Origin of the sequence: Rhizobium brockwellii (assembly GCF_000769405.2) — a bacterium.
Classification (GTDB): Bacteria; Pseudomonadota; Alphaproteobacteria; order Rhizobiales; family Rhizobiaceae; genus Rhizobium; species Rhizobium brockwellii.
The window spans coordinates 126,215-145,301 of the sequence record NZ_CP053439.1; the positions used below are offsets into that span (position 1 = coordinate 126,215).

Genomic DNA, 19,087 nt, shown 5'->3' on the forward strand with positions numbered 1-19,087 from the left:
TCTTGGTACCCGTCCTTTTACGCCGCGCGCAAGCCGATTCTTCGCGTAATCGCCGCTTCGACGAGGCCCATGGCGTCATAGATCAGCACCGCCATCAGGCCGACGATCAGGCCGCCCTGCAGGATGAAGGCGGTATTGTCGGAGATCAGCCCGGCGATGATGACCTCGCCGAGACCCTTGGCCGCAACCGTCGAGCCGATCGTCGCCGTGCCGATATTGATGACGGTGGCGACCTTCAGCCCTTCGAGGATCAGCGGCAGGGCCAGCGGCAGCTCGACGCGAAACAGCCGCTGCGTGCCGTTCATGCCCATGCCGTCGGCGGCATCGAGCACTTGTGGCGAAACCTGCTTCAGCCCGGCGACGGTGTTTTCGAAGATCGGCAGCAGGCCGTAGAGAAAGAGCGCGATCAGCGTCGGCATGGCGCCGAAACCGGTGGCGGGAACGGCGAGCGCCAGCACCGCGACCGGCGGAAACGTCTGCCCGGCATTGGCGATGGCGCGCGACAGCGGCAGAAAGTCAGCCCCGCTTTCCCGTGTCACGAAGATGCCGCCGACAACGGCAAGCACGGCGCTACAGACGATCGAGCCGATCACCAACTGCAGATGCCCGACAGCAAGCGAGGCAAGGCTGTTTTGCGTATAGACGGGAGGTGCATTGTTGCTGGTCAGCGGCATTAGCATGAAGGAAAGCCACTCCGTCCTGAACAGCAGGATCAGGAGCAGGGCGAGCGCCGCCAGGCGGAAGAGATTGGCGACGAGGAGCTTCATGCCTTGCGGCCCAGTTCGAGAAGCCGCGTCATCGAGATCGATCCCACAGGCGCCTTTTCGCCGTCCTGCACGGCCGCCTCATCGACCCCCTGCCAGATCATCTCGGCCAGCGCATCGCGCAGGCTGAGCGACTGCGGCAGGGCATAGGCGAGGCCATTCTTGGCCGGCTCCATGCTCTCCTTCAGCGGCAGCAGCGACATCAGCTTCAAGGCCCGGTCGGACGTCCCGGTTAATTGCTGGACGAAGGGATCGGCGGGTTCGGTGAGGATCTTTTCCGGCGTCGAGCATTGCAGCAACCTACCCTCGCTCATCACCGCGATCTGGTTGCCGAGATGGAAGGCCTCATCCATGTCGTGGGTGACGAGAATGACAGTCGTGCCGAACTGCTTCTGGATCGCCAAGAGATCGTCTTGCGCCTTGCCGCGGATGACCGGATCGAGCGCGCCGAAGGGTTCGTCCATCAACAGCAGCTCCGGTTCGGCGGCCAGCGCCCGGGCGACGCCGACGCGCTGCTGCTGGCCGCCGGAGAGCTGATGCGGATATTTGTCGGCAAAGGTTGCCGGATCGAGGTTGAAGAGCCCGAGCAGTTCCTCGACGCGTTTGGCGATGCGGGCGGAATCCCAATCGAGAAGCTGCGGCACGGTGGCGATATTCTGCGCCACGGTCCGGTGCGGAAAGAGGCCGTGCCCCTGGATCGCATAGCCGATCTTGCGGCGAAGCTCGGTCACCTCAACGTCCATCACATTCTGCCCGCCGACGAAGATTTCGCCTTCGGTGATCGACACCAGCCGGTTGATCATCCGCATCAGCGTCGATTTGCCCGAGCCCGACGTGCCGACGATGACGGTGATCTCGCCCTTCTCGACGCTCATCGAGACGTCGTCGACGACGGTGGCGGCGCCATAGCGCTTGGTGACGTTCCTGATCTCGATCATGGTCATGCGGCGGATCCCCGGATGCTGTCGATGACCGCATCGAGGATGACGGCCGATGAGAAGGCGAAGAAGACGGTCGGCACGGCGCCGAGCAGGACGAGGTCCATGGCCGTCTGGCCGAGCCCCTGGAAGATGAAGATTCCGAAGCCGCCGCCGCCGATCAGCGCGGCGATCGTCACCATGCCGATCGCCTGCACCAGCACGATGCGGATGCCGGTGAGGATCACGGGAAAGGCAAGCGGCATGTCGATTCCAACAAGGATCTGTAAGCGTGTCAGCCCCATGCCGGCTGCAGCATCGCGCACCGAGGGGTCGACGCCCTGAAGGCCGACGACGGTGTTGGCGACGATAGGTAGCAGCGAATAGAGCACCAGCGCAATCAAGGCAGGCGCCGTGCCGATGCCGCGGATGCCGATCGCGGCGGCGAGCGGCACATGGGTGGCGAGATAGCCGAGTGGCAGCATCAACAGGCCGAAGAGTGCCAGACTCGGGATCGTCTGGATGAGGCTGAGCCCCTGCAGCACGATGGCGCGCAGCTTCGGCACCCAGAAGCAGAGGATGCCGAGCGGCAGGCCGAGAACAATGGCGATGGCAAGCGAGCCGAACGCGAGCAGCAGATGCGAGATCGCTTCGGTCTGGAATTGCGGGGCCCGGGTCGAGAATTCCTTCATGATCGAAAGGCTGTCGAGCAGGCCGGAGGAGAGCGAGATGAAGAGCAACGCCGTATAGGCCGCAAGGGCTGCGACCCGCATCCACGGCGCCAGCCGGATCTTCACCAGTGCATCGGATATGACGAGCCCGATCACCGCAAACAGCGCCCAGAAGCCGCCGCCGGGCGTCATCCGCGCCACCGTGCTGCCGGGGGGCGTTGCCGCGGTCGAGACGAGGCCGATCGCAACGATCAACGCCGCAAGACAGAGTGTCGCAATCGCAAGCCGCGCGATCGCATGGCGTAGGAACAGCGTGGCGAAGGCGGTGAGAAGGAGAAGGACGGTCAGGATGATGACGGAAGGCTGGGGAAGAAGCTGCATCAGCAGCATCGGCTTGCCGGCGGCGATGCGGTTTGCCTTCACGTAGAGGAAGGGCATCAGTGCAGTCGCCGCGATGCCGCCGGCCACCAGAACCACGCCGAGCCGGTCCAGCCTGCGGACCGCTAAGGTTTCTGCCATGAATCCCAATCCTGTCTGGCCAACCCTGTCAGGAAAGCCAATCCTGTCAGGAAAGAAAGCTCCGCCCTTAATCGGGCGGAGCGGGCTATGACTACTTCAGGAAGCCTTTTTCCTTGAGATAGGCTTCGGCGACCGACTTTGCCGGCTCGCCGTCGACCTGGATCTTGGCGTTGAGCTTGCGCAACTCGTCGGCGGTCAGGCTCTTGAAGATCGGCGAGAGCACTTCCTCGATCTTCGGATTGGCCTTCAACACCTCTTCGCGGATGATCGGCGTCGGGGCATAGACCTGCTGCACGTTCTTGTCGTCTTCGAGAACGGTGAGTTCGGCCGCTTCGATGGCGCCGTCGGTGCCGTAGACCATGGCGGTGTTGACGCCGTTCGTCTGGTCGGCGGCCGCCTTGATCGTTGCCGCCGTGTCGCCGCCGGAAAGAACGACCATCTGGTCGGGCTTCAGCTGGAAGCCGTAGGTCGTCTGGAAGGCGGGAAGCGCGCCGGCCGAATTGACGAATTCAGCGGAGGCGGCAAGCTTGGCGGCACCGCCGCCGGCAACCCATTTGCCGAAGTCCGTGAGGCTCTTCAGCTTGTTCGGGCCGGCGACGTCGCTGCGCACGGCGAGCGCCCAGGTGTTGTTGGCAGGCGACGGCGTCAGCCAGACGATCTTGTTGGCATCGTAATCGAGCTTCTTCGCCAGCTCATAGCCCTGGTCGATGTTCTTCCAGGCGGCGTCATCGGCCTTGTTGAAGAAGAAGCCGGCATTGCCGGTATATTCGGGATAGATGTCGATTTCGCCTGCGGTGATCGCCTTGCGCACGACGGGTGTCGCGCCAAGCGCGATGCGGTCCTGCGTCTTGATGCCGTTCGCTTCGAGAGCGAGCGCGATGACGTTGCCGAGCAGCGTGCCTTCCGTGTCGATCTTCGACGAGACGACGATGTCGGCGGCATGGGCCGCACCCACCGCGAAGGCGGAGAGCGAAACGGCAAGTGCGAGTTTCTTCAGCATGGAATATCCCCTTGTTAAACACCGTTGACCTACAGCGCCGCACGTCTTTCGGAGGTGCAAGGACGCTGTAGCACTTTGAATTTCTGCATAATTTATCCTGAAATCGGTTCCGATTTAAGGAATTATGCAGTGGCTCAAACCCCTGGCGGGAGGCCTGCGCATAGGAAATCTGCCGGCGAAGGCGACCAAGTCGCCATCATGCCGGAATTGCGTGCGTGATGGAAATAGCGTGCATGCCCGAAAAATCGATGCAAGCCCCCTCCAGTATTTGCGGTCGCGGCACAATTATGGCGGCGAATGCACGTCCGCGCTCGGAAACGCATTCCCTTTTCCAAGGCCGGCGCGATTTGTTTTTGTCCCCTTGCGTGTTTCCACGATATTCCCAGGCTCTGTTGCGGATTCCCGCCGCCCGGATTTTTCTATGATCGAACGATAGCCCGCCTCTCCGGAGGCAGGGATATCTTTTTTCCTGAACACATCATATCGTCCGGTTTTTCCAGCGCTTTCCGGAGGCGGCCGTTTGCATCTTGGTGCCCTGTTCATCGCAAGCCATGTCCTGACCTCCGGTTCGGTCCGCGAGACCGCGCGGCGCTTCCAGCTGTCGCCTTCCACCGTCTCGACGGCAATCCATAATCTCGAGACCGAACTGGCGATGACGTTGACAGAACGCGCTTCCGGGGAGCTGGCGACGCTGATCGCGAGCGGCAGGGTGCTCGAAGGCCTGGAGCCGATCATGGCTGCGATCGGCGAACTCGGCCAATGGGCCGGTCACGACGGCGCCGGGATCGACGAGGCCTGGGCATCCCGCATTCCCGTCAAGATCGTCACGATGGAGCGTTTTCTCGAAGTTGCCGACCAGGGCAGCATCAACCGGGCCGCCCGCCGCCTTCGCCTCGGTCAGCCGCAGCTTTCGCTTCAGCTTGCCAATCTTGAGAAATTTCTGAGGCACCGCCTGTTCGAGCGGCAGGCGCAGGGGTCGGTGCTGACGGAGGAGGGCAGGCGCGCCTACCAGATCTTCATGGCGATCAGCCAGGCGTGGAACGATCTCAAATCGTCGGCCGACGAGCGTTATCGGCGCACTGCCCGGTCGCTGCGCATCGGCTCGATCATTCCGACCGGATCGGAAAGCTGGGTGGCACGCTGCCTGGGGTCGCTGGTCTCCGAATGGAATGCGCGCCGCAACAACAATGCGATCTCGCTGGTCTCGATGACCGCCGACGATCTGCGCGAGGCGCTGAAGAACGGCCGCATCGATATCGCAATCCTGGATTCGGTCTTCGGGCTCGAAAGCTTTCGGCATCGCAAATTGCTGCAGACCGACATGGTGGTGATCGCGCCACCTGATAGCATCGAGACCAGCGTTGCCGATCTCGTCGCCGGCCACCCGATCTGCATGCCGAGCCCGCGGACCGGCCTCGGCCACGCGGCCATGGCCTTCAGCTACGAACGCGCGCCCAACCGGCGTCGGCGCGGCCAGGATATCACCGCGGCGGATTCGCTGCCTGTCATCGTCGACCTCGTCGCCAATCACGGTTACGTCTCCTTCCTCGGCCGCGTCAGCGCCATGCCGATCGCCGACAAGGTACGCATCGTCGATCTCGACGAGCACCTGCCGATGTCCTATCACGTCGCCTTCAACCATCGAAAAGCCGCCGCCGATGCCTGCGCTGTCATCATCGAGGTGGCGGCCAGAATTACGTCGGAAACCGTCGTACGCACCATAAGGCCGACGGACGCCGGAGCCAGGGAGACTGCAGCGTGACGATTTTGCTCGAAGTATGCGTGGACAGCGCCGAAGGCCTTGCCGCCGCGATCGAAGGTGGGGCCGGGCGCATCGAACTCTGCTCGGCGCTGGAGCTCGGCGGCCTGACGCCGCTGCCGAGCCTGATGCGGATCGCCGCGCGGGCACCCATTCCGGTCTATGCGATGATCCGCCCGCACGCCGGCCCGTTCATCTTTGACGGGGCAGACGAGGAAGCGATGATGATCGATATCGATGCCGTGCGCGCCGCTGGCCTCGCCGGCGTCGTCGTCGGCGCCAACCGGCCGGATGGTACGCTCGACATGCCGTTGATCCATCGTTTGAAGGCGCATGCCGCCGGTCTCGGCTCGACGCTGCATCGCGCTTTCGATCTGGTGCCGGATGCCGACCAGGCGCTGGAGCAGGCGGTCGAGCTCGGCTGCGAACGCATCTTGACCTCCGGCTGCGCGCTGAAGGCCGCCGATGGCCTCGACACGCTGAAGCGCATTTCGGCAAAGGCGGCCGGCCGGATCGAGATCATGCCGGGCAGCGGCATCCGCCCCACCAATGTCGGCGAGATATTGAAGGCGACCGGCGCCCGCGAGGTCCACGGTTCCTGCAGTTCACCGGTCGAAAGCGCCGATCCGCGCGCGGTCGCTTTTGGTTTCGAGGCGAGAAGCACGAACAAGACCGATGTCGCCGTCGTCAGGCAGATGCGCAGGGCGATTGAGGCGGTTGCAGGATAACGGAGCCTGCGTTTGTCGATTGCATCCCTCAACCTCCGTCATGCTCGGGCTTGACCCGAGCATCCACGGCCAAGCACTCTGCCTGCATGGCGGGATATGTTTACATCGTGACCAACCAGAAAAACGGCACGCTCTATATCGGCGTGACATCCGATCTGGAGCGTCGCATCTATGAGCACCGCGAGGGGCTGACGCCGGGATTTGCCTGGAAGTACGGCTGCACCCGCCTCGTCTGGTACGAGGAACATTGGGATATCGGCAGCGCGATCCAGCGCGAGAAGTCGTTGAAACGCTGGTACCGGCAATGGAAGATTGATCTTGTCGAGACCATGAATCCCGATTGAAACGATCTCTATCTTACGCTGTGGTGATGTTGTTGTCTTTGTCAGCGTGAGCGCGAAAGTCGCTTGCGGCCATGGGTCCTCGGGTCAAGCCCGAGGACGACGGAGGGTGGGGGAGCCGCAAGTACCGCCAGCGCAGCGGTTTTGTTGGAATTCCTCCAGACGTCCCGCCTCTTGCCGGTCTTTGTCCCCCACCTCCGTCATGCTCGGGCTTGACCCGAGCATCCACGCCCAGCACTCAGCGTGCATGTTACGCGTCGCACTCTAGCCACCTACGCGGATCACAGCCTTGATCAGCCCATTCTTCTCATGCGCCCAGCGCGCGAGATCGCGCGGCGCATCGGCAAGCGTCGTGCGGTGGGTGATGAGCTTGTCCACCGGCACCAGCCCTTTGGCGATCGAATCCGCCACATGCTCGAAATCGACGCGGGTGGCGTTGCGGCTGCCGATCACCATCATCTCGCGCTTGTGGAATTCGGGGTCGGAGAAGCCGATATCGTCCTTGACGACGCTGACCAGCACCAGCGCGCCGCCATGGGCGACGAAGGAGAAGGCCTTTTCCATGGAAGGCCCGTAACCCGTCGCATCGAAGACCACGTCGAAACCATCGCCATTGGTCTTTTCCAGTACGGCCTCCGCTGTCGCCTCGTTGGCAACGATGCCGGAGGTGAAGCCGAAGCGTTCCGACGCCATCTGCAGCCGCTCCGTACTGGTATCGAGCAGCGTCACCTCATGGCCGGCGATGCGCGAGAAGATCGCCGCCCCAAGCCCGATCGGCCCGGCGCCGATGACGAGCGCCCGCGCTCCCGCACCGGTCATCGAACGGCGCACCGCATGCGCGCCGATCGCCAGGAACTCGGTCGTTGCAGCCGCTTCGAGGCTTACACCTTTCGCGGCATAGAGGTTCTCGGCCGGAACCGAAATCTCCTCGCAGAAGGCGCCATCCGTATGGACGCCGAGCACCTTGATATTGGTGCAGCAATTCGGCTTGCCCTGACGACAGGCGATACATTGCCCGCAGGAGAGATACGGATTGACGATGACGGGCGTGCCGACCGCCATGGCAACGCCGTCGCCCGCTTCCAGCACCGTTGCCGAGATCTCGTGCCCCATCACCCTGGGATATTCGAGGAAGGGATGTTTGCCCTCGAAGATGTGGTAATCGGTGCCGCAGATGCCGACATGGCTGACGGCAAGCCGCACCCAGCCGGCGGCGGGAGCCGCTGGCGAAGGACGCTCGACGATATCGAGCACGCCGGGCTCCCGGCAAAGAACTGCTTTCATGGCGGGTCTCGCATTCTTCGAAAGGAGGAAGCCGGTTTGTCTGGCCGGCTCGCGCCGATGTGGCGCCGTATCAAAAACATCTGCCCCTCACCCTAACCCTCTCCCCGTAAAAAACGGGGAGAGGGGACGTGCCAAACGGGATGCTGGCAAGGGACGGAGAGGTTTACGGCATATCCCCTTCTCCCCGTCAAAACGGGGAGAAGGTGCCGGCAGGCGGATGAGGGGCAGGCGACGATCTCCCGGCCGGCGATCTCTTGCTCGCCTCTCAATTGCTCCGGCGGCGGCGCAGCTGGTCGAAGAACACGATCACGATGATCAGCAGACCGGTGATGATGCGCTGCCAGAAGGAGTTGACGTTCAGAAGGTTCGCGCCGTTGTTGATGGTGGCGAGAATGAAGGCGCCGATCAGCGGACCGTGCACCGAGCCGACCGCGCCGAACAGGCTGGTGCCGCCGATGACGGAGGAGGCGATTGCCTGCAGTTCCCAGCCGTCGGCCTGCGTCGCATTGCCGATGGCGATGCGCGAGGCGAGCAGCACGCCGACGAAGGCGGCGAAGGAGGCAGACAGGATATAGGCGAGGTAGATCATGCCCTTGACGTTGACGCCGGAAAGGCGCGCCGCCTCGGCATTCGAGCCGACCGCAAAGAGATAGCGGCCCCAGCGGCTCAGATGCAGGAAGATGAAGGAGGGGACCGCCACCAGGATGACCATCCAGAACAGGCTCGGAATACTGAGCAAATCGGCGCGGGCGAAATTGCTGAAGCCCTCATTGGTGATGTTGATCGTCGAACCGTTGGTGATCAAAAGGCCAATGCCGCGCAGCGATGTCAGGGTTGCCAGCGTGATGATGAACGGCGGCAGGCCCATATGCACGATGCCGAAGCCATGAAAGGCGCCGATCGCCACACCCATGAGCAGCGTCAGCGCGATCGCACCCCAGACCGGCACGCCCGCCTGCAGCAGCCAGGCGATGATCACCGTGCAGAAGCCGACGATGGCGCCGACCGAAAGGTCGATGCCGGCGGTGATGATGACGAAGGTCTGGCCGAGCGCCAGGATCGCCGTCATCGCGCCCTGACGCAGCAGGTTGGAAATGTTGAGCGGCGTCCAGAAGCTCGGGGTGACAACGCCAAGCACAATCCAGAGGAAGATCAGCAGGCCGATCAGTGTCAGGCCGAACAGGATGTTCATTTTCCGGCGCGGCGGCGGCGCGACGATTTCGGTGGGGGTGGCAGTCATGAATTTTCTCCCTCTTATTCTTTTGGCTCAGACGCCGATCGCTTCGCTGAGCACTTCTTCATGCGTCGCCGCGTGATAATCATGGCTCGCGACGATTTTGCCGGCGCGGAAGACGTGCAGCCGGTCGGCCAGTTCGTAGACCTCGGGCAGATAGGAGGAGATCAGGATGATGCCGGCGCCGTCCTTCAGAAGCTTGGCGAACAGCCGGTAGATCTCCGCCTTGGTGCCGACGTCGACGCCGACGGTCGGCTCGTCGAAGATGAAAAGCCTTGCGCCATGGCTCAGCCACTTGCCGATGACGATCTTCTGTTGGTTGCCGCCCGACATGCTGGAGGCCGGAACGCGCCGGCTCGGCGTCTTGATGCTGAGATTGCGGATCTGCTGGTCGGCATTGGCCGATTCGCGTGTGTGGTTGATCACCGGCCCGTGGCTCAGCCGCCCGAACACCGGCAGGTTGATGTTGAGGCCGATCGGCAGGTTGAGGCAAAGCCCCTGGTCGCGCCGGCTTTCCGGCGCCAGCGCAATGCCGAGCTCCATCGCCGTGCGTTCGTTGCGGATGTCGACACGTTTGCCCATCCATTCGACATCGCCGGATGTCGTCGGCTGGCGGCCGTAGAGCCCGAGCGCGAATTCGCTGCGTCCGGCGCCGATCAGGCCGTAGAGGCCGACGATCTGTCCCGCCTTGACGCTGAGCGACACATCTTCGAAGCCCGGGCCGGAGAGGCCGTTGACCGTGAGGATCGTCTCGCCGATCGCGATTTCTTCCTTGTGGTAGATCTGTTCGATCGAGCGGTTGATCATCAGCGAGATCAGTTCGGCATCGTTGGTCTCGCCGATCAGGCGCGTGCCGACATGCGTGCCGTCGCGCAACACCGAGACACGGTCGGCAAGCTCGAAGACTTCCTCCATGCGGTGGCTGATATAGACGATGGTGACGCCTTCGCCCTGCAGGCGGCGGATCAGCTTGAAGAGCTGCGCCGATTCCTGACGGGTGAGATAGGCTGTCGGTTCGTCGAAAATCAGGAACTGCGTGCCGCGCATCGCCGCGCGCGCGGTTGCCACCAATTGCTGCTGGCCGATGGTCAGCTCGCTTAGCAGCGCACCCGCCGGCAGGCCGAAACCGAGATCGTCGAGCACGGCCTGGGCCATCTTCTCCATCTGCTTCTTGCGCATCAGGCCATAGCGGTTGACCTCGTCGCCGAGGAAGAGATTGGCAGCGACCGTCAGGTGCCGGCAGAGCACGACTTCCTGGTGGACGGCGTTGATGCCGCGGGCGATCGCCTCGTTCGGCGTCGCCAGCCCCACCGGCTGGCCGCACCACAGCACTTCGCCGGCGGTGCGGGTGATGACGCCTGTCAGCAATTTGATGAGGGTGGATTTGCCGGCGCCGTTTTCGCCGACGATGGCGTGGATTTCACCGGCGAGAAAGGTCAGCGTCGCTGGCTTCAGCGCCTGCACATGACCGTAATTCTTCTGCAGGCCCTTGAGTTCGAGGATAGGCGATCCGGCGGGAATTCGATTGGCTTCTTTCAGCGTCGCGCTGTCATCATGGCGATGACTGACCTCTTCCAGTCCGATCATGGGACCTCTCCTCCTTGTGTCGCGTCTGCTCTCCATCCCCCGCAAAACATAGCACGGATGGAAAAGGCCGCGCCGGTTTTTGAAGCCGGCGCGGCCTGTCTGTTGTTATTACTTGATCTTCGGATTCAGCAGCGCGTCGATCTTCGGATCGGCCATATTCGCCTTGGTGACGAGGTTTGCGCCGGTGTCGACGTTCTCTTCGACCTTCTCGCCCTTGGAGACGGCAAGCGCCGTCTTCACGCCGTCATAACCCATGCGGTAGGGGTCCTGAACGACGAGGCCGGCGATCGCACCATCCTTGAGGAAGCCGACCGTCTTGTCGTCGCTGTCAAAGCCGATGACCTTGATCTTCTCGCCGAGCTTGTTTTCGGCAATCGCCTGGCCAACGCCCTGCGCCATGATCAGGTTCGAGGCGAAGATGCCGACGAGGTTCGGGTTTGCCGTGATCAGGTCGGTCATCATGTTGAGGCCGGTCGTTGCCTGGCCGTCGCCGTACTTGTCGGCAATCACCTTCAGGCCCGGATACTTGGTCTTCACCTGATCCAGGAAGCCTTCGCGGCGCTGTTCCAGCGAGCCGACGCCCGGAAGGTTGGTAAGGATGACGACTTCGCCCTCTTCCTTGCCGGTGGCGCCCTTGATAGCGGCGGCCAGACCGTCAGCGGCGATGCGGCCGCCCTGAACGTTGTCGGTCGTCAGGAACGACTTGAACGCCTTGGAGTCGGCGCCCGAGTCGATGCCGATGATCGGTACCGACTTGGCCGCTTCATCGATCGGCTTGCCGAGCGCCTTGAATTCGGTCGGCGAAATGACGATGGCCGCCGGCTTGCCGGCAACAGCGTTCTCAAGAATGCTGATCTGGCCGTTGACGTCGGATTCGGCCTGTGCGCCGAGTTCCGGCACGTTGACGCCGAGATCCTTGCCGGCCTTGCGGGCGCCGGCCAGAACGATCTGCCAGTAGAAGGACGTCGTGTCCTTGACGATGATCGGGATCGTCACGTCGGCTGCAAACGACGGTGCCGGCATTGCCGTGGCGATAACCGCGGCGCCTGCAAGCGCGGTAAAGGCGCGGCGGGACAGAAGGGATTTCACGAAACTCATAAGGGTTCTCCTCTCAGGGTGCGTTCTCCTCCGAATAAATCGACCGCTGAACGCAGGCGGACGATTTTTATCGATAAAAAACATTTGCCAGGTGAAGCTAGCCGAGGCGCACTCAAATTGCAAGAGTGCCAAACAGGCTTTTTTTCTTCGGTAAACTCCCGCCAAGCAACTGATTTTATTCCAATACCACGATCCCCTAAAATAGGGATCAGGCTTGATCGACCTCGTGCGGATGGACGACGCCCTTTTTCAAAATCAGGTTGCCGTACAGCCGGAATTCCGTCGTAGCGACGATGTAGGTGGCCTTGCGGGCCATCGCGTAGAAAGCAAAACGCTCGACCGGCACGATGCGGAAATCGCCGGCGTGCTTGGAAACGATTTGCTGGAATTCGGTGCAGACCTCGGGCATCGCATCGGGATCGCCGACCACCTCCATCCGCCACGCCGCTTCCGGCACGAAAGTGTCGAGCGTCATATGGGTCAGGATGGCCGCGGCCATGTCAGTGGCGCTGACGCCGTCGGCGCGAATGACCGGAGGGCCCATCGAGCCCGAGGGAAAATTGGCGTCCGATATGACGATATCGTCGCCATGTCCCATGGTCTTCAATGCATGGAGCAGGTCGGGGCCAAGCAGCGGATGAATACCCTTGAGCATAAACTCTCCTCAGACTCGCACGGCTTCGGCGCCGAGTGGCGGCGCGACCAGCGTATAGGGTTCGAATTCGGCATAGATCTCGTCGGCAAGCCGCGGCTCGACGGTCTCCATATTGCGCGTCAGGCTCGACGGCTTGGCCGTGCCGATCAGGACCGATGCGACGATCGGTTCGCGCAGTGGAAACTGCAGGGCGGGCGCTGCCAGCGGCACGCCGTGGCGTTTGGCGATCGCCTCCATCGCGCCGACCTTGGCAAGCACATCGTCATCAGCCGGCATATAGTCGAAATGCGATCCGGGGACCGGACCGGTGGCGAGGATGCCGGAATTGAAGACGCCGCCGACGACGAGCGACGTGCCCTTCTGCCGGCAGAGCGGCAGCAGTTCGGCGACGGCCGAGCGGTCGAGCAGCGTGTAGCGGCCGGCCATCAGGATGCAGTCGAGATCGGAATGGCGCATGACGTCAAGGCAGACCGGCACTTCGTTGACGCCGAGGCCGAAGGCGGAGATCGCGCCAGACGACTTGAGTTCTTCCAGCGCCTTCACGCCGGAATCGAGAAACTGCTTCTGGTGGACCGCATTCTTCGCCGCGCCATGTGTGTAGACGCCGAGATCGTGCACATAGAGAATATCGATGCGGTTGAGGCCGAGGCGCGCATAGCTGAACTCGACCGAGCGCATGATGCCATCATAGGAATAGTCGTAATCGGCATCGAAGGAGAGAGGATCGACATAGCTGTAATCAGGCACGGTGCCGGTCGGCACCGGCCGAAGCAGCCGGCCGACCTTGGTGGACAGCACGTAAGACCTATCCGGCTGGTCGCGCAGAAAATCGCCGACCCGCCGCTCGGCAAGGCCGAGCCCATACCAGGGCGCCACGTCGAAATAGCGGATGCCGCTATCCCAGGCCGCCTGCAGCGTGTCCATCGCCACCTCGCGCGGGCATGCGCGGTAGAGACCGCCGAGAGCGGCTGCGCCGAAACTGATTTCGGTCACCTCCAGCTTGGTCTTGCCGATCCGTCTCGTCTTCATCATTCCTCCTCACCAAGAAGCTGAACTATCCGGAGCAGTCCCAGGAAAAGCGTGAAGCGGTTTTCCCAGGGATTGCGTAAAACAAAAGGTCAGAGCGTCGCGCCGAGATGCCACGGCACAAATTCATTGTCGCCGTAGCCGAAGAGCTCGCTCTTGGTCTTCTTGCCCGAGGCCGTATCGACGATGAGATTGAAGATCTCGCGGCCCTTGCCGCTGATCGTCGCGTCGCCCGTGGCGATCGTGCCGCAATCGATATCCATATCCTCTTCCATCGAGGCATAGAGCGCCGAATTGCTGGAAAGCTTCAGCGATGGCGCCGGCCGGCAGCCGAAGCAGCTGCCGCGGCCTGTGGTAAAGGCGATCATGTTTGCCCCGCCGGCCACCTGGCCGGTCGCCGAGACCGGGTCGTAGCCGGGCGTGTCCATGAAGACGAGGCCGGGGGCCGTGACCCGCTCGGCATAACCATAGACCGCTGTCAGCGGCGAGCGCCCACCCTTGGCAACCGCGCCGAGCGACTTTTCAAGGATGGTCGTCAGCCCGCCGCGCTTGTTGCCGGGCGACGGGTTGTTGTCGAGCGAGGCGCCGTGCAGGGCGACGTAATCTTCCCACCAGGCGATCTTGTCGTCGAGCTTCTTTGCCACTTCGTCGCTGACGGCGCGGCTGCGCAGCAGATGTTCGGCACCGTAGATTTCCGAGGTTTCAGACAGGATCGCCGTGCCGCCGGCTGCTGCCAGCAGGTCGGCCGCCACACCCAGCGCCGGATTGGCGGTGATGCCGGAAAAGCCGTCCGAGCCGCCGCATTGCAGGCCGATGATGATCTCGCCGATCGACATCGGTACGCGCTTTTCCTTGCCGACATCGGCGGCAATTTCGCGCAGCATGCCCATGGCGCGCTCGACCGCGCGGCGCGAACCGCCGGCATCCTGGATATTGAAATGCCGCTTCGAGGCGCCCGCACCACTCTGGCCGTACAGCGTCAGCTGGTTGACCTCGCAGCCGAGGCCGATCATCAGCACGCCGCCGAAATTCACATGTCTTGTGTAGCCGGCGAGCGTCCGGTGCAGCACGTTCATGCCGTCGCCGGTCGAGCTCATGCCACAGCCCTGGTCGTGCACGATCGGCACGAAACCGTCGATGCCCTCGTAATGCGGCAGGATCGTCCGGTTCGCCTCGTCGGCGATTGCCCGGCAGACCGTGGTGGAACAGTTCACGCTGGCAATGATGCCGATATAGTTGCGTGTCGCCGCCCGCCCGTCGGCGCGGCGATAGCCCATGAAGGTGCGCGCCTTGTCATCGGTGGTCGCCGCTTCCGGCGCCGAATTGGCGGTCGCCGCCAGCCGGTCGTTTTCGAAATGCAGGTTGTGGCTGTGCACATGGTCGCCGGCCTTGACCTCGGCCGTCGTGCGGCCGATCGCCTGTCCGTATTTCACCACGGGCGAGCCGAGCGGAATATCCGCTATCGCCACCTTGTGGCCGGGGTCGATCTTCTCGCGGGTCTGAATGCCGGCAACCGTCGAACCCGGCGCGATTGCCGCCGTTGCGACCGCGACATTGTCACCGGCCGAAAGGATGATCCAAGGCAGTTTGTCCAATTTATTCTCCCTGGGAAAGGCTCGCTACATCGGCGAAAGCGCATTGATTTTGTTTTTTATCTACAATAAACATTTTCAAGTCAACGGGAATATTGATCCTGTGGACGAGGGAGGCAATGAGCCGCAGGCGACCGGAAATAAGCTAAAGGTCGTTTGAACAAGCCCCGGTCCGCTCCGTCCTGCTTTGAAGCGGGGCGACGGTCACGAGGGCGGAAAGCGGGGTCTGGTGGCAAGGCAGAATACGGTCTTCAAGGAAGCCTACAACAGGTATGCCGTAGCCCTGCGCACGGATACCGCGCTGCCCTCGGAACCGGAGATCGCCGCCCAACTCGGCGTCAGCCGCTCGACGGCGCGCGCCATCCTGACGCGGCTCAGCGAAGAGGGCATCATCCGCTGGAACAAGCGCCAGAAGACCGTGCTGCGCCAGCCGACCGACCATGACCTCTTTCCCTCCGAAGAAACCGACTCCCTGCATGATATCATCGAGCGCAGCTTCATGCAGCGCATCCTTGCCGATGATGCAGCACCCGGCATGCAGATCAACGAGCTGGAGCTTGCCCGCGAGATCGGCACCGGAACGACCAGCGTGCGCGAATTCCTGATCCGCTTCTCCCGCTTCGGCCTCATCGAGAAACGGCCGAACAGCCACTGGACGCTCAAAGGCTTCACCCGCGAATTCGCCCTCGAGCTTGCCGATGTGCGCGAAATGTTCGAACTGCATTCCGCCGCCGAATTCGGCCGGCTTTCCAGGGATAATCAGAGCTGGGCCGATCTTGCCGCTATGCGCGACGAACATCACGCCATGCTTGCCGACATCAACCAGCGCTTCAAGGATTTCTCCGTTCTCGACGAACGCTTCCACTTGCTGATCCACCGCGCCTCGAAGAACCGCTTCATCGCCGATTTCTACGACGCGATCGCTATCGTCTTCCACTATCACTACCAGTGGAACAAGACTGCCGCCCGTCAGCGAAACGAGCGCGCCATCCACGAACATCTGGATTATATCGCAGCGCTGGAATCCGGCGATCAGGCCGCAATCGAAATCGCCTGCCGCGCCCATCTGCACTCCGCCCGCCAGACCCTGCTGCAATCCCTGCCACAAGTCGCGACAGAGAGCGCCTGAGCGGGGGACATCTCGGCCCAGAGATCGCCGATGCCAGCCCCTCATCCGCCTGCCGGCACCTCTCCCCGCTTGCGGGGCTAAGGGGATATGCCGCGACCTCTCCATCCCTCTATCGCGTCTCGTATGGCACGTCCGCTCTCCCCGTCAGAACGGGGAGAGGGTTAGGGTGAGGGGCAGATGTTTTCGATACGGCGGATGGCAGCCAGCATGAAACATTTCGATGTGTAAGCCGTTATCGCGCTTATGGCCGACGCTAAACTCAAACCGAAATCGGTCGACGGCACCGAACCGCACGGTGCCGGGAACTCACCTCCAGAGACGGCATCGACTGTCGAGGTCATGCCGCCACCAGATGCCATCGAGCCCGATCCGGAGTTGACACCTGAAGAGGCCGAGCAGGCGCGCAAGCGGTATCTGCTCAAACGTTTCTGGATCAGCGCGCGCCGTTACTGGGGCCGCGGTGGCGACAAGTTCGCTTGGCCCTTCTCGATCGGGCTATTGGCCCTGATCGGCATGAATGTCGGCTTCCAGTACGGAATCAATCTGTGGAACCGCGGGATCTTCGACGCCATAGAGCGACACGATGCCGGCACCGTCTATTTCCTGAGCGCCGTATTCGTGCCGCTCGTGCTCGGAACTGTCGCCATTGTCACGATACAAGTCGCCGTGCGCATGATGATCCAACGTCGCTGGCGTTCCTGGCTGACAACATCAGTCATCGCGCGCTGGCTTGCAAACGGCCGTTACTATCAGTTGAATCTCATCGGCGGCGACCACAAGAACCCCGAAGCGCGCATTTCCGAGGATTTGCGGATTGCCACCGAAGCACCCGTCGATTTCATCGCCGGTGTCATTTCCGCATTTCTGGCGGCCTCGACCTTCATCGTGGTGCTCTGGACGATCGGCGGGGCTCTCACTCTGCCGATCGCAGGTTTCACCGTTACCATTCCCGGCTTTCTCGTCGTCACTGCGGTCCTCTACGCCGCGATCACCTCTACTTCGATGGCGGTCATCGGCCGCTATTTCGTCCACGTCTCCGAGGCCAAAAATCAAGCAGAAGCCGAGTTTCGCTACACGCTGACGCATGTCAGGGAAAACGGCGAGAGCATCGCGCTTCTCGGCGGCGAAGAGGAGGAGCGTAACGACCTCGATAAGACCTTCGCCAATGTGCTCAGGCAATGGGCGCTGCTTGCCCGCCAGCACATGCGCACAACGCTTGTGTCGCATGGGTCGATGCTGATTGCGCCTGTTGTGCCGGTCCTGCTTTGCGCACCGAAATTTCTCGAAGGCAGCATGAGCCTCGGACAGGTCATGCAGGCCGCCTCTGCTTTTGCCATCGTTCAGGGCGCGTTCGGCTGGCTGGTCGACAACTATCCCCGTCTTGCCGATTGGAATGCCTGTGCACGGCGCATCGCCTCGCTGATGATGTCGCTCGACGGGCTGGAGCGCGCCGAACAGAGCGACTCGCTCGGCCGCATCAAGCATGGTGAGACCGAAGGCGAGGCGATGCTCAGCCTCAACGATCTCTCCGTGTCGCTTGACGATGGCACCGCCGTGGTCACGGAAACCCGGGTTGAAATCGAACCCGGCGAGCGGGTGCTTGTGTCAGGCGAATCCGGGTCGGGCAAAAGCACGCTGGTGCGGGCCATCGCGGGTCTTTGGCCTTGGGGCTGCGGCAGCGTCAATTTCCATGCCGACCGGCGATTATTCATGTTGCCGCAACGGCCCTATATCCCTTCGGGCACGCTTCGCCGCGCGGTCGCCTATCCCGGCGCCGCCGATAGCTGGACGCCGGATGAGATCAAGGCGGCACTCGCCAAGGTGGGACTGGATTATCTGAACGACAAGATCGAGGAAGATGCGCCATGGGACCAGACCTTGTCGGGCGGCGAAAAGCAGCGGCTCGCCTTTGCGCGTCTGCTGCTGCACCAACCCGATATCATCGTGCTGGATGAAGCAACGGCAGCACTCGATGAGAAGAGCCAGGATAAAATGATGCAGATGGTGATCGATGAATTGCCTGAAGTCACCATCCTAAGCGTCGCGCATCGCGCTGAGCTGGAAGTCTTCCATAGCCGCAAGATCACGCTCGAGCGGCGCGAGGGCGGCGCAAAGCTTGTCAGCGATATCGATCTGATCAAGCGCAAGAGAAAACGGAACTTGCTGTCACGCGTTTTGGAGAAGCGCCGCTCCTCGCCGAAAGGCACTACGACCTCGAATGAAGGCGGCACAGTCCCCAAATAGAAACTCGCCGTTTGGCCACAAAACCATCAATCACCGGGCGAAGGCGCCGCGGTCGCAATTTGATCCAGATTGCCGATCAGCCGCTTGAGCAGATCGACAAGTTGTCCCGCTTCCGCATCCGTGAACCCGGTCAATGCCTCTTTATTCCCTTGAAACAAGACCGTAATCGCCTCCGGCATCCGTTCCTGTGCGGTTTTCGTCAACACGATACGGCTGCTGCGACCGTCAGCCGGGTCGCGTGTCCGCTCGATCAAGCCATCCCTCTCCATGCGTGCGAGCATCTGCGCCATCGGCGGTTGCTCGATCCTGGCAAAGCGGGCGAGGTCGCGTTGCGTGCTGGCCTTGCCATTTTGCAGCGCGACCAGCACCGGCAACTGGCCGACACCGAGGCCGAGCGGTTTAAGGCGTGACTCGCTGAGGCGGGCGAACCCCCGCGCCGCAAGACTGATGAGATGCCCCGGCGTTGAAAGCACGTCTTCGTCCATTCGGCTCACCCCTTGTCCTCGCTTGACCGTAAGATATATATGTACGTATGTATC

At 62.3% G+C, this 19,087-nt stretch carries 17 protein-coding genes; 5 read left to right on the forward strand and 12 right to left on the reverse strand.

Annotated elements, in window-relative coordinates:
- Positions 1-17 precede the first annotated feature (17 nt).
- From RLCC275e_RS00635 to osmF, 4 genes are all read right to left on the reverse strand, one after another.
- The gene (locus tag RLCC275e_RS00635; RefSeq protein WP_033181468.1) at positions 18-767 is read right to left on the reverse strand and encodes an ABC transporter permease; all 750 of its coding nucleotides are present in this window, start codon (positions 765-767) and stop codon (positions 18-20) included.
- The gene (locus RLCC275e_RS00640; protein WP_033181469.1) at positions 764-1,708 is read right to left on the reverse strand and encodes an ABC transporter ATP-binding protein; all 945 of its coding nucleotides are present in this window, start codon (positions 1,706-1,708) and stop codon (positions 764-766) included. The genes RLCC275e_RS00635 and RLCC275e_RS00640 overlap by 4 nt, the downstream gene beginning before the upstream one ends.
- Positions 1,705-2,871: an ABC transporter permease gene (locus RLCC275e_RS00645; protein WP_033181470.1), complete on the reverse strand. Its 1,167-nt coding sequence runs from the start codon at positions 2,869-2,871 to the stop codon at positions 1,705-1,707. Before RLCC275e_RS00645 ends, RLCC275e_RS00640 begins: the two co-directional genes overlap by 4 nt.
- 91 nt (positions 2,872-2,962) lie before the next feature.
- Complete coding sequence (gene osmF, locus RLCC275e_RS00650; RefSeq protein ID WP_033181471.1) at positions 2,963-3,871, reverse strand: glycine betaine ABC transporter substrate-binding protein OsmF; 909 nt, start codon at positions 3,869-3,871, stop codon at positions 2,963-2,965.
- A gap of 520 nt (positions 3,872-4,391) precedes the next feature.
- Here osmF and RLCC275e_RS00655 point away from each other — a divergent pair.
- The 3 genes from RLCC275e_RS00655 (at position 4,392) to RLCC275e_RS00665 (ending at position 6,702) form a co-directional block, all read left to right on the forward strand.
- Positions 4,392-5,633 (forward strand): LysR family transcriptional regulator, encoded by a 1,242-nt coding sequence (locus tag RLCC275e_RS00655; RefSeq protein ID WP_033181472.1) that lies wholly within the window; start codon positions 4,392-4,394, stop codon positions 5,631-5,633.
- Positions 5,630-6,358, forward strand: a complete 729-nt coding sequence (locus tag RLCC275e_RS00660; protein WP_033181473.1) for a copper homeostasis protein CutC — start codon at positions 5,630-5,632, stop codon at positions 6,356-6,358. The genes RLCC275e_RS00655 and RLCC275e_RS00660 overlap by 4 nt, the downstream gene beginning before the upstream one ends.
- 86 nt (positions 6,359-6,444) lie before the next feature.
- A complete protein-coding gene (locus RLCC275e_RS00665) occupies positions 6,445-6,702 on the forward strand; it encodes a GIY-YIG nuclease family protein (protein WP_033181474.1) in 258 nt (85 codons plus the stop codon).
- A gap of 261 nt (positions 6,703-6,963) precedes the next feature.
- On the opposite strand, the gene RLCC275e_RS00670 is transcribed toward RLCC275e_RS00665, so the two are convergent.
- The 7 genes from RLCC275e_RS00670 to RLCC275e_RS00700 all read right to left on the reverse strand — a co-directional run bounded on the left by RLCC275e_RS00670 (position 6,964) and on the right by RLCC275e_RS00700 (position 15,178).
- A complete protein-coding gene (locus RLCC275e_RS00670; protein WP_033181475.1) occupies positions 6,964-7,983 on the reverse strand; it encodes a zinc-binding alcohol dehydrogenase family protein in 1,020 nt (339 codons plus the stop codon).
- Positions 7,984-8,248: 265 nt separating this feature from the next.
- Positions 8,249-9,223, reverse strand: coding sequence for an ABC transporter permease (locus RLCC275e_RS00675; protein ID WP_003545129.1), 975 nt, complete (start codon positions 9,221-9,223; stop codon positions 8,249-8,251).
- 27 nt (positions 9,224-9,250) lie between these two features.
- Positions 9,251-10,804 carry a sugar ABC transporter ATP-binding protein gene (locus RLCC275e_RS00680; protein WP_033181476.1) on the reverse strand — a complete coding sequence of 518 codons (1,554 nt, stop codon included), beginning with the start codon at positions 10,802-10,804 and terminating at the stop codon, positions 9,251-9,253.
- Positions 10,805-10,912: 108 nt separating this feature from the next.
- Positions 10,913-11,902: an ABC transporter substrate-binding protein gene (locus tag RLCC275e_RS00685; protein WP_033181477.1), complete on the reverse strand. Its 990-nt coding sequence runs from the start codon at positions 11,900-11,902 to the stop codon at positions 10,913-10,915.
- A 208-nt stretch (positions 11,903-12,110) separates the two neighbouring features.
- Positions 12,111-12,557, reverse strand: a complete 447-nt coding sequence (locus RLCC275e_RS00690) for an RbsD/FucU family protein (protein ID WP_033181478.1) — start codon at positions 12,555-12,557, stop codon at positions 12,111-12,113.
- A 9-nt stretch (positions 12,558-12,566) separates the two neighbouring features.
- A complete protein-coding gene (locus tag RLCC275e_RS00695; RefSeq protein ID WP_033181479.1) occupies positions 12,567-13,586 on the reverse strand; it encodes an aldo/keto reductase in 1,020 nt (339 codons plus the stop codon).
- Between the two features lie 89 nt (positions 13,587-13,675).
- Positions 13,676-15,178: a UxaA family hydrolase gene (locus tag RLCC275e_RS00700; RefSeq protein ID WP_033181480.1), complete on the reverse strand. Its 1,503-nt coding sequence runs from the start codon at positions 15,176-15,178 to the stop codon at positions 13,676-13,678.
- A gap of 226 nt (positions 15,179-15,404) precedes the next feature.
- On the opposite strand from RLCC275e_RS00700, the gene RLCC275e_RS00705 reads away from it, so the two are divergent.
- Both RLCC275e_RS00705 and RLCC275e_RS00710 read left to right on the forward strand, forming a co-directional pair.
- Complete coding sequence (locus RLCC275e_RS00705; RefSeq protein WP_033181481.1) at positions 15,405-16,304, forward strand: GntR family transcriptional regulator; 900 nt, start codon at positions 15,405-15,407, stop codon at positions 16,302-16,304.
- A gap of 243 nt (positions 16,305-16,547) precedes the next feature.
- Positions 16,548-18,548 (forward strand): ABC transporter ATP-binding protein/permease, encoded by a 2,001-nt coding sequence (locus RLCC275e_RS00710; protein WP_033181482.1) that lies wholly within the window; start codon positions 16,548-16,550, stop codon positions 18,546-18,548.
- 26 nt (positions 18,549-18,574) lie between these two features.
- Here the strand turns inward: RLCC275e_RS00710 and RLCC275e_RS00715 are convergent, their stop codons facing one another.
- Positions 18,575-19,033: a MarR family winged helix-turn-helix transcriptional regulator gene (locus RLCC275e_RS00715; protein WP_033181483.1), complete on the reverse strand. Its 459-nt coding sequence runs from the start codon at positions 19,031-19,033 to the stop codon at positions 18,575-18,577.
- Positions 19,034-19,087: the final 54 nt, after the last annotated feature.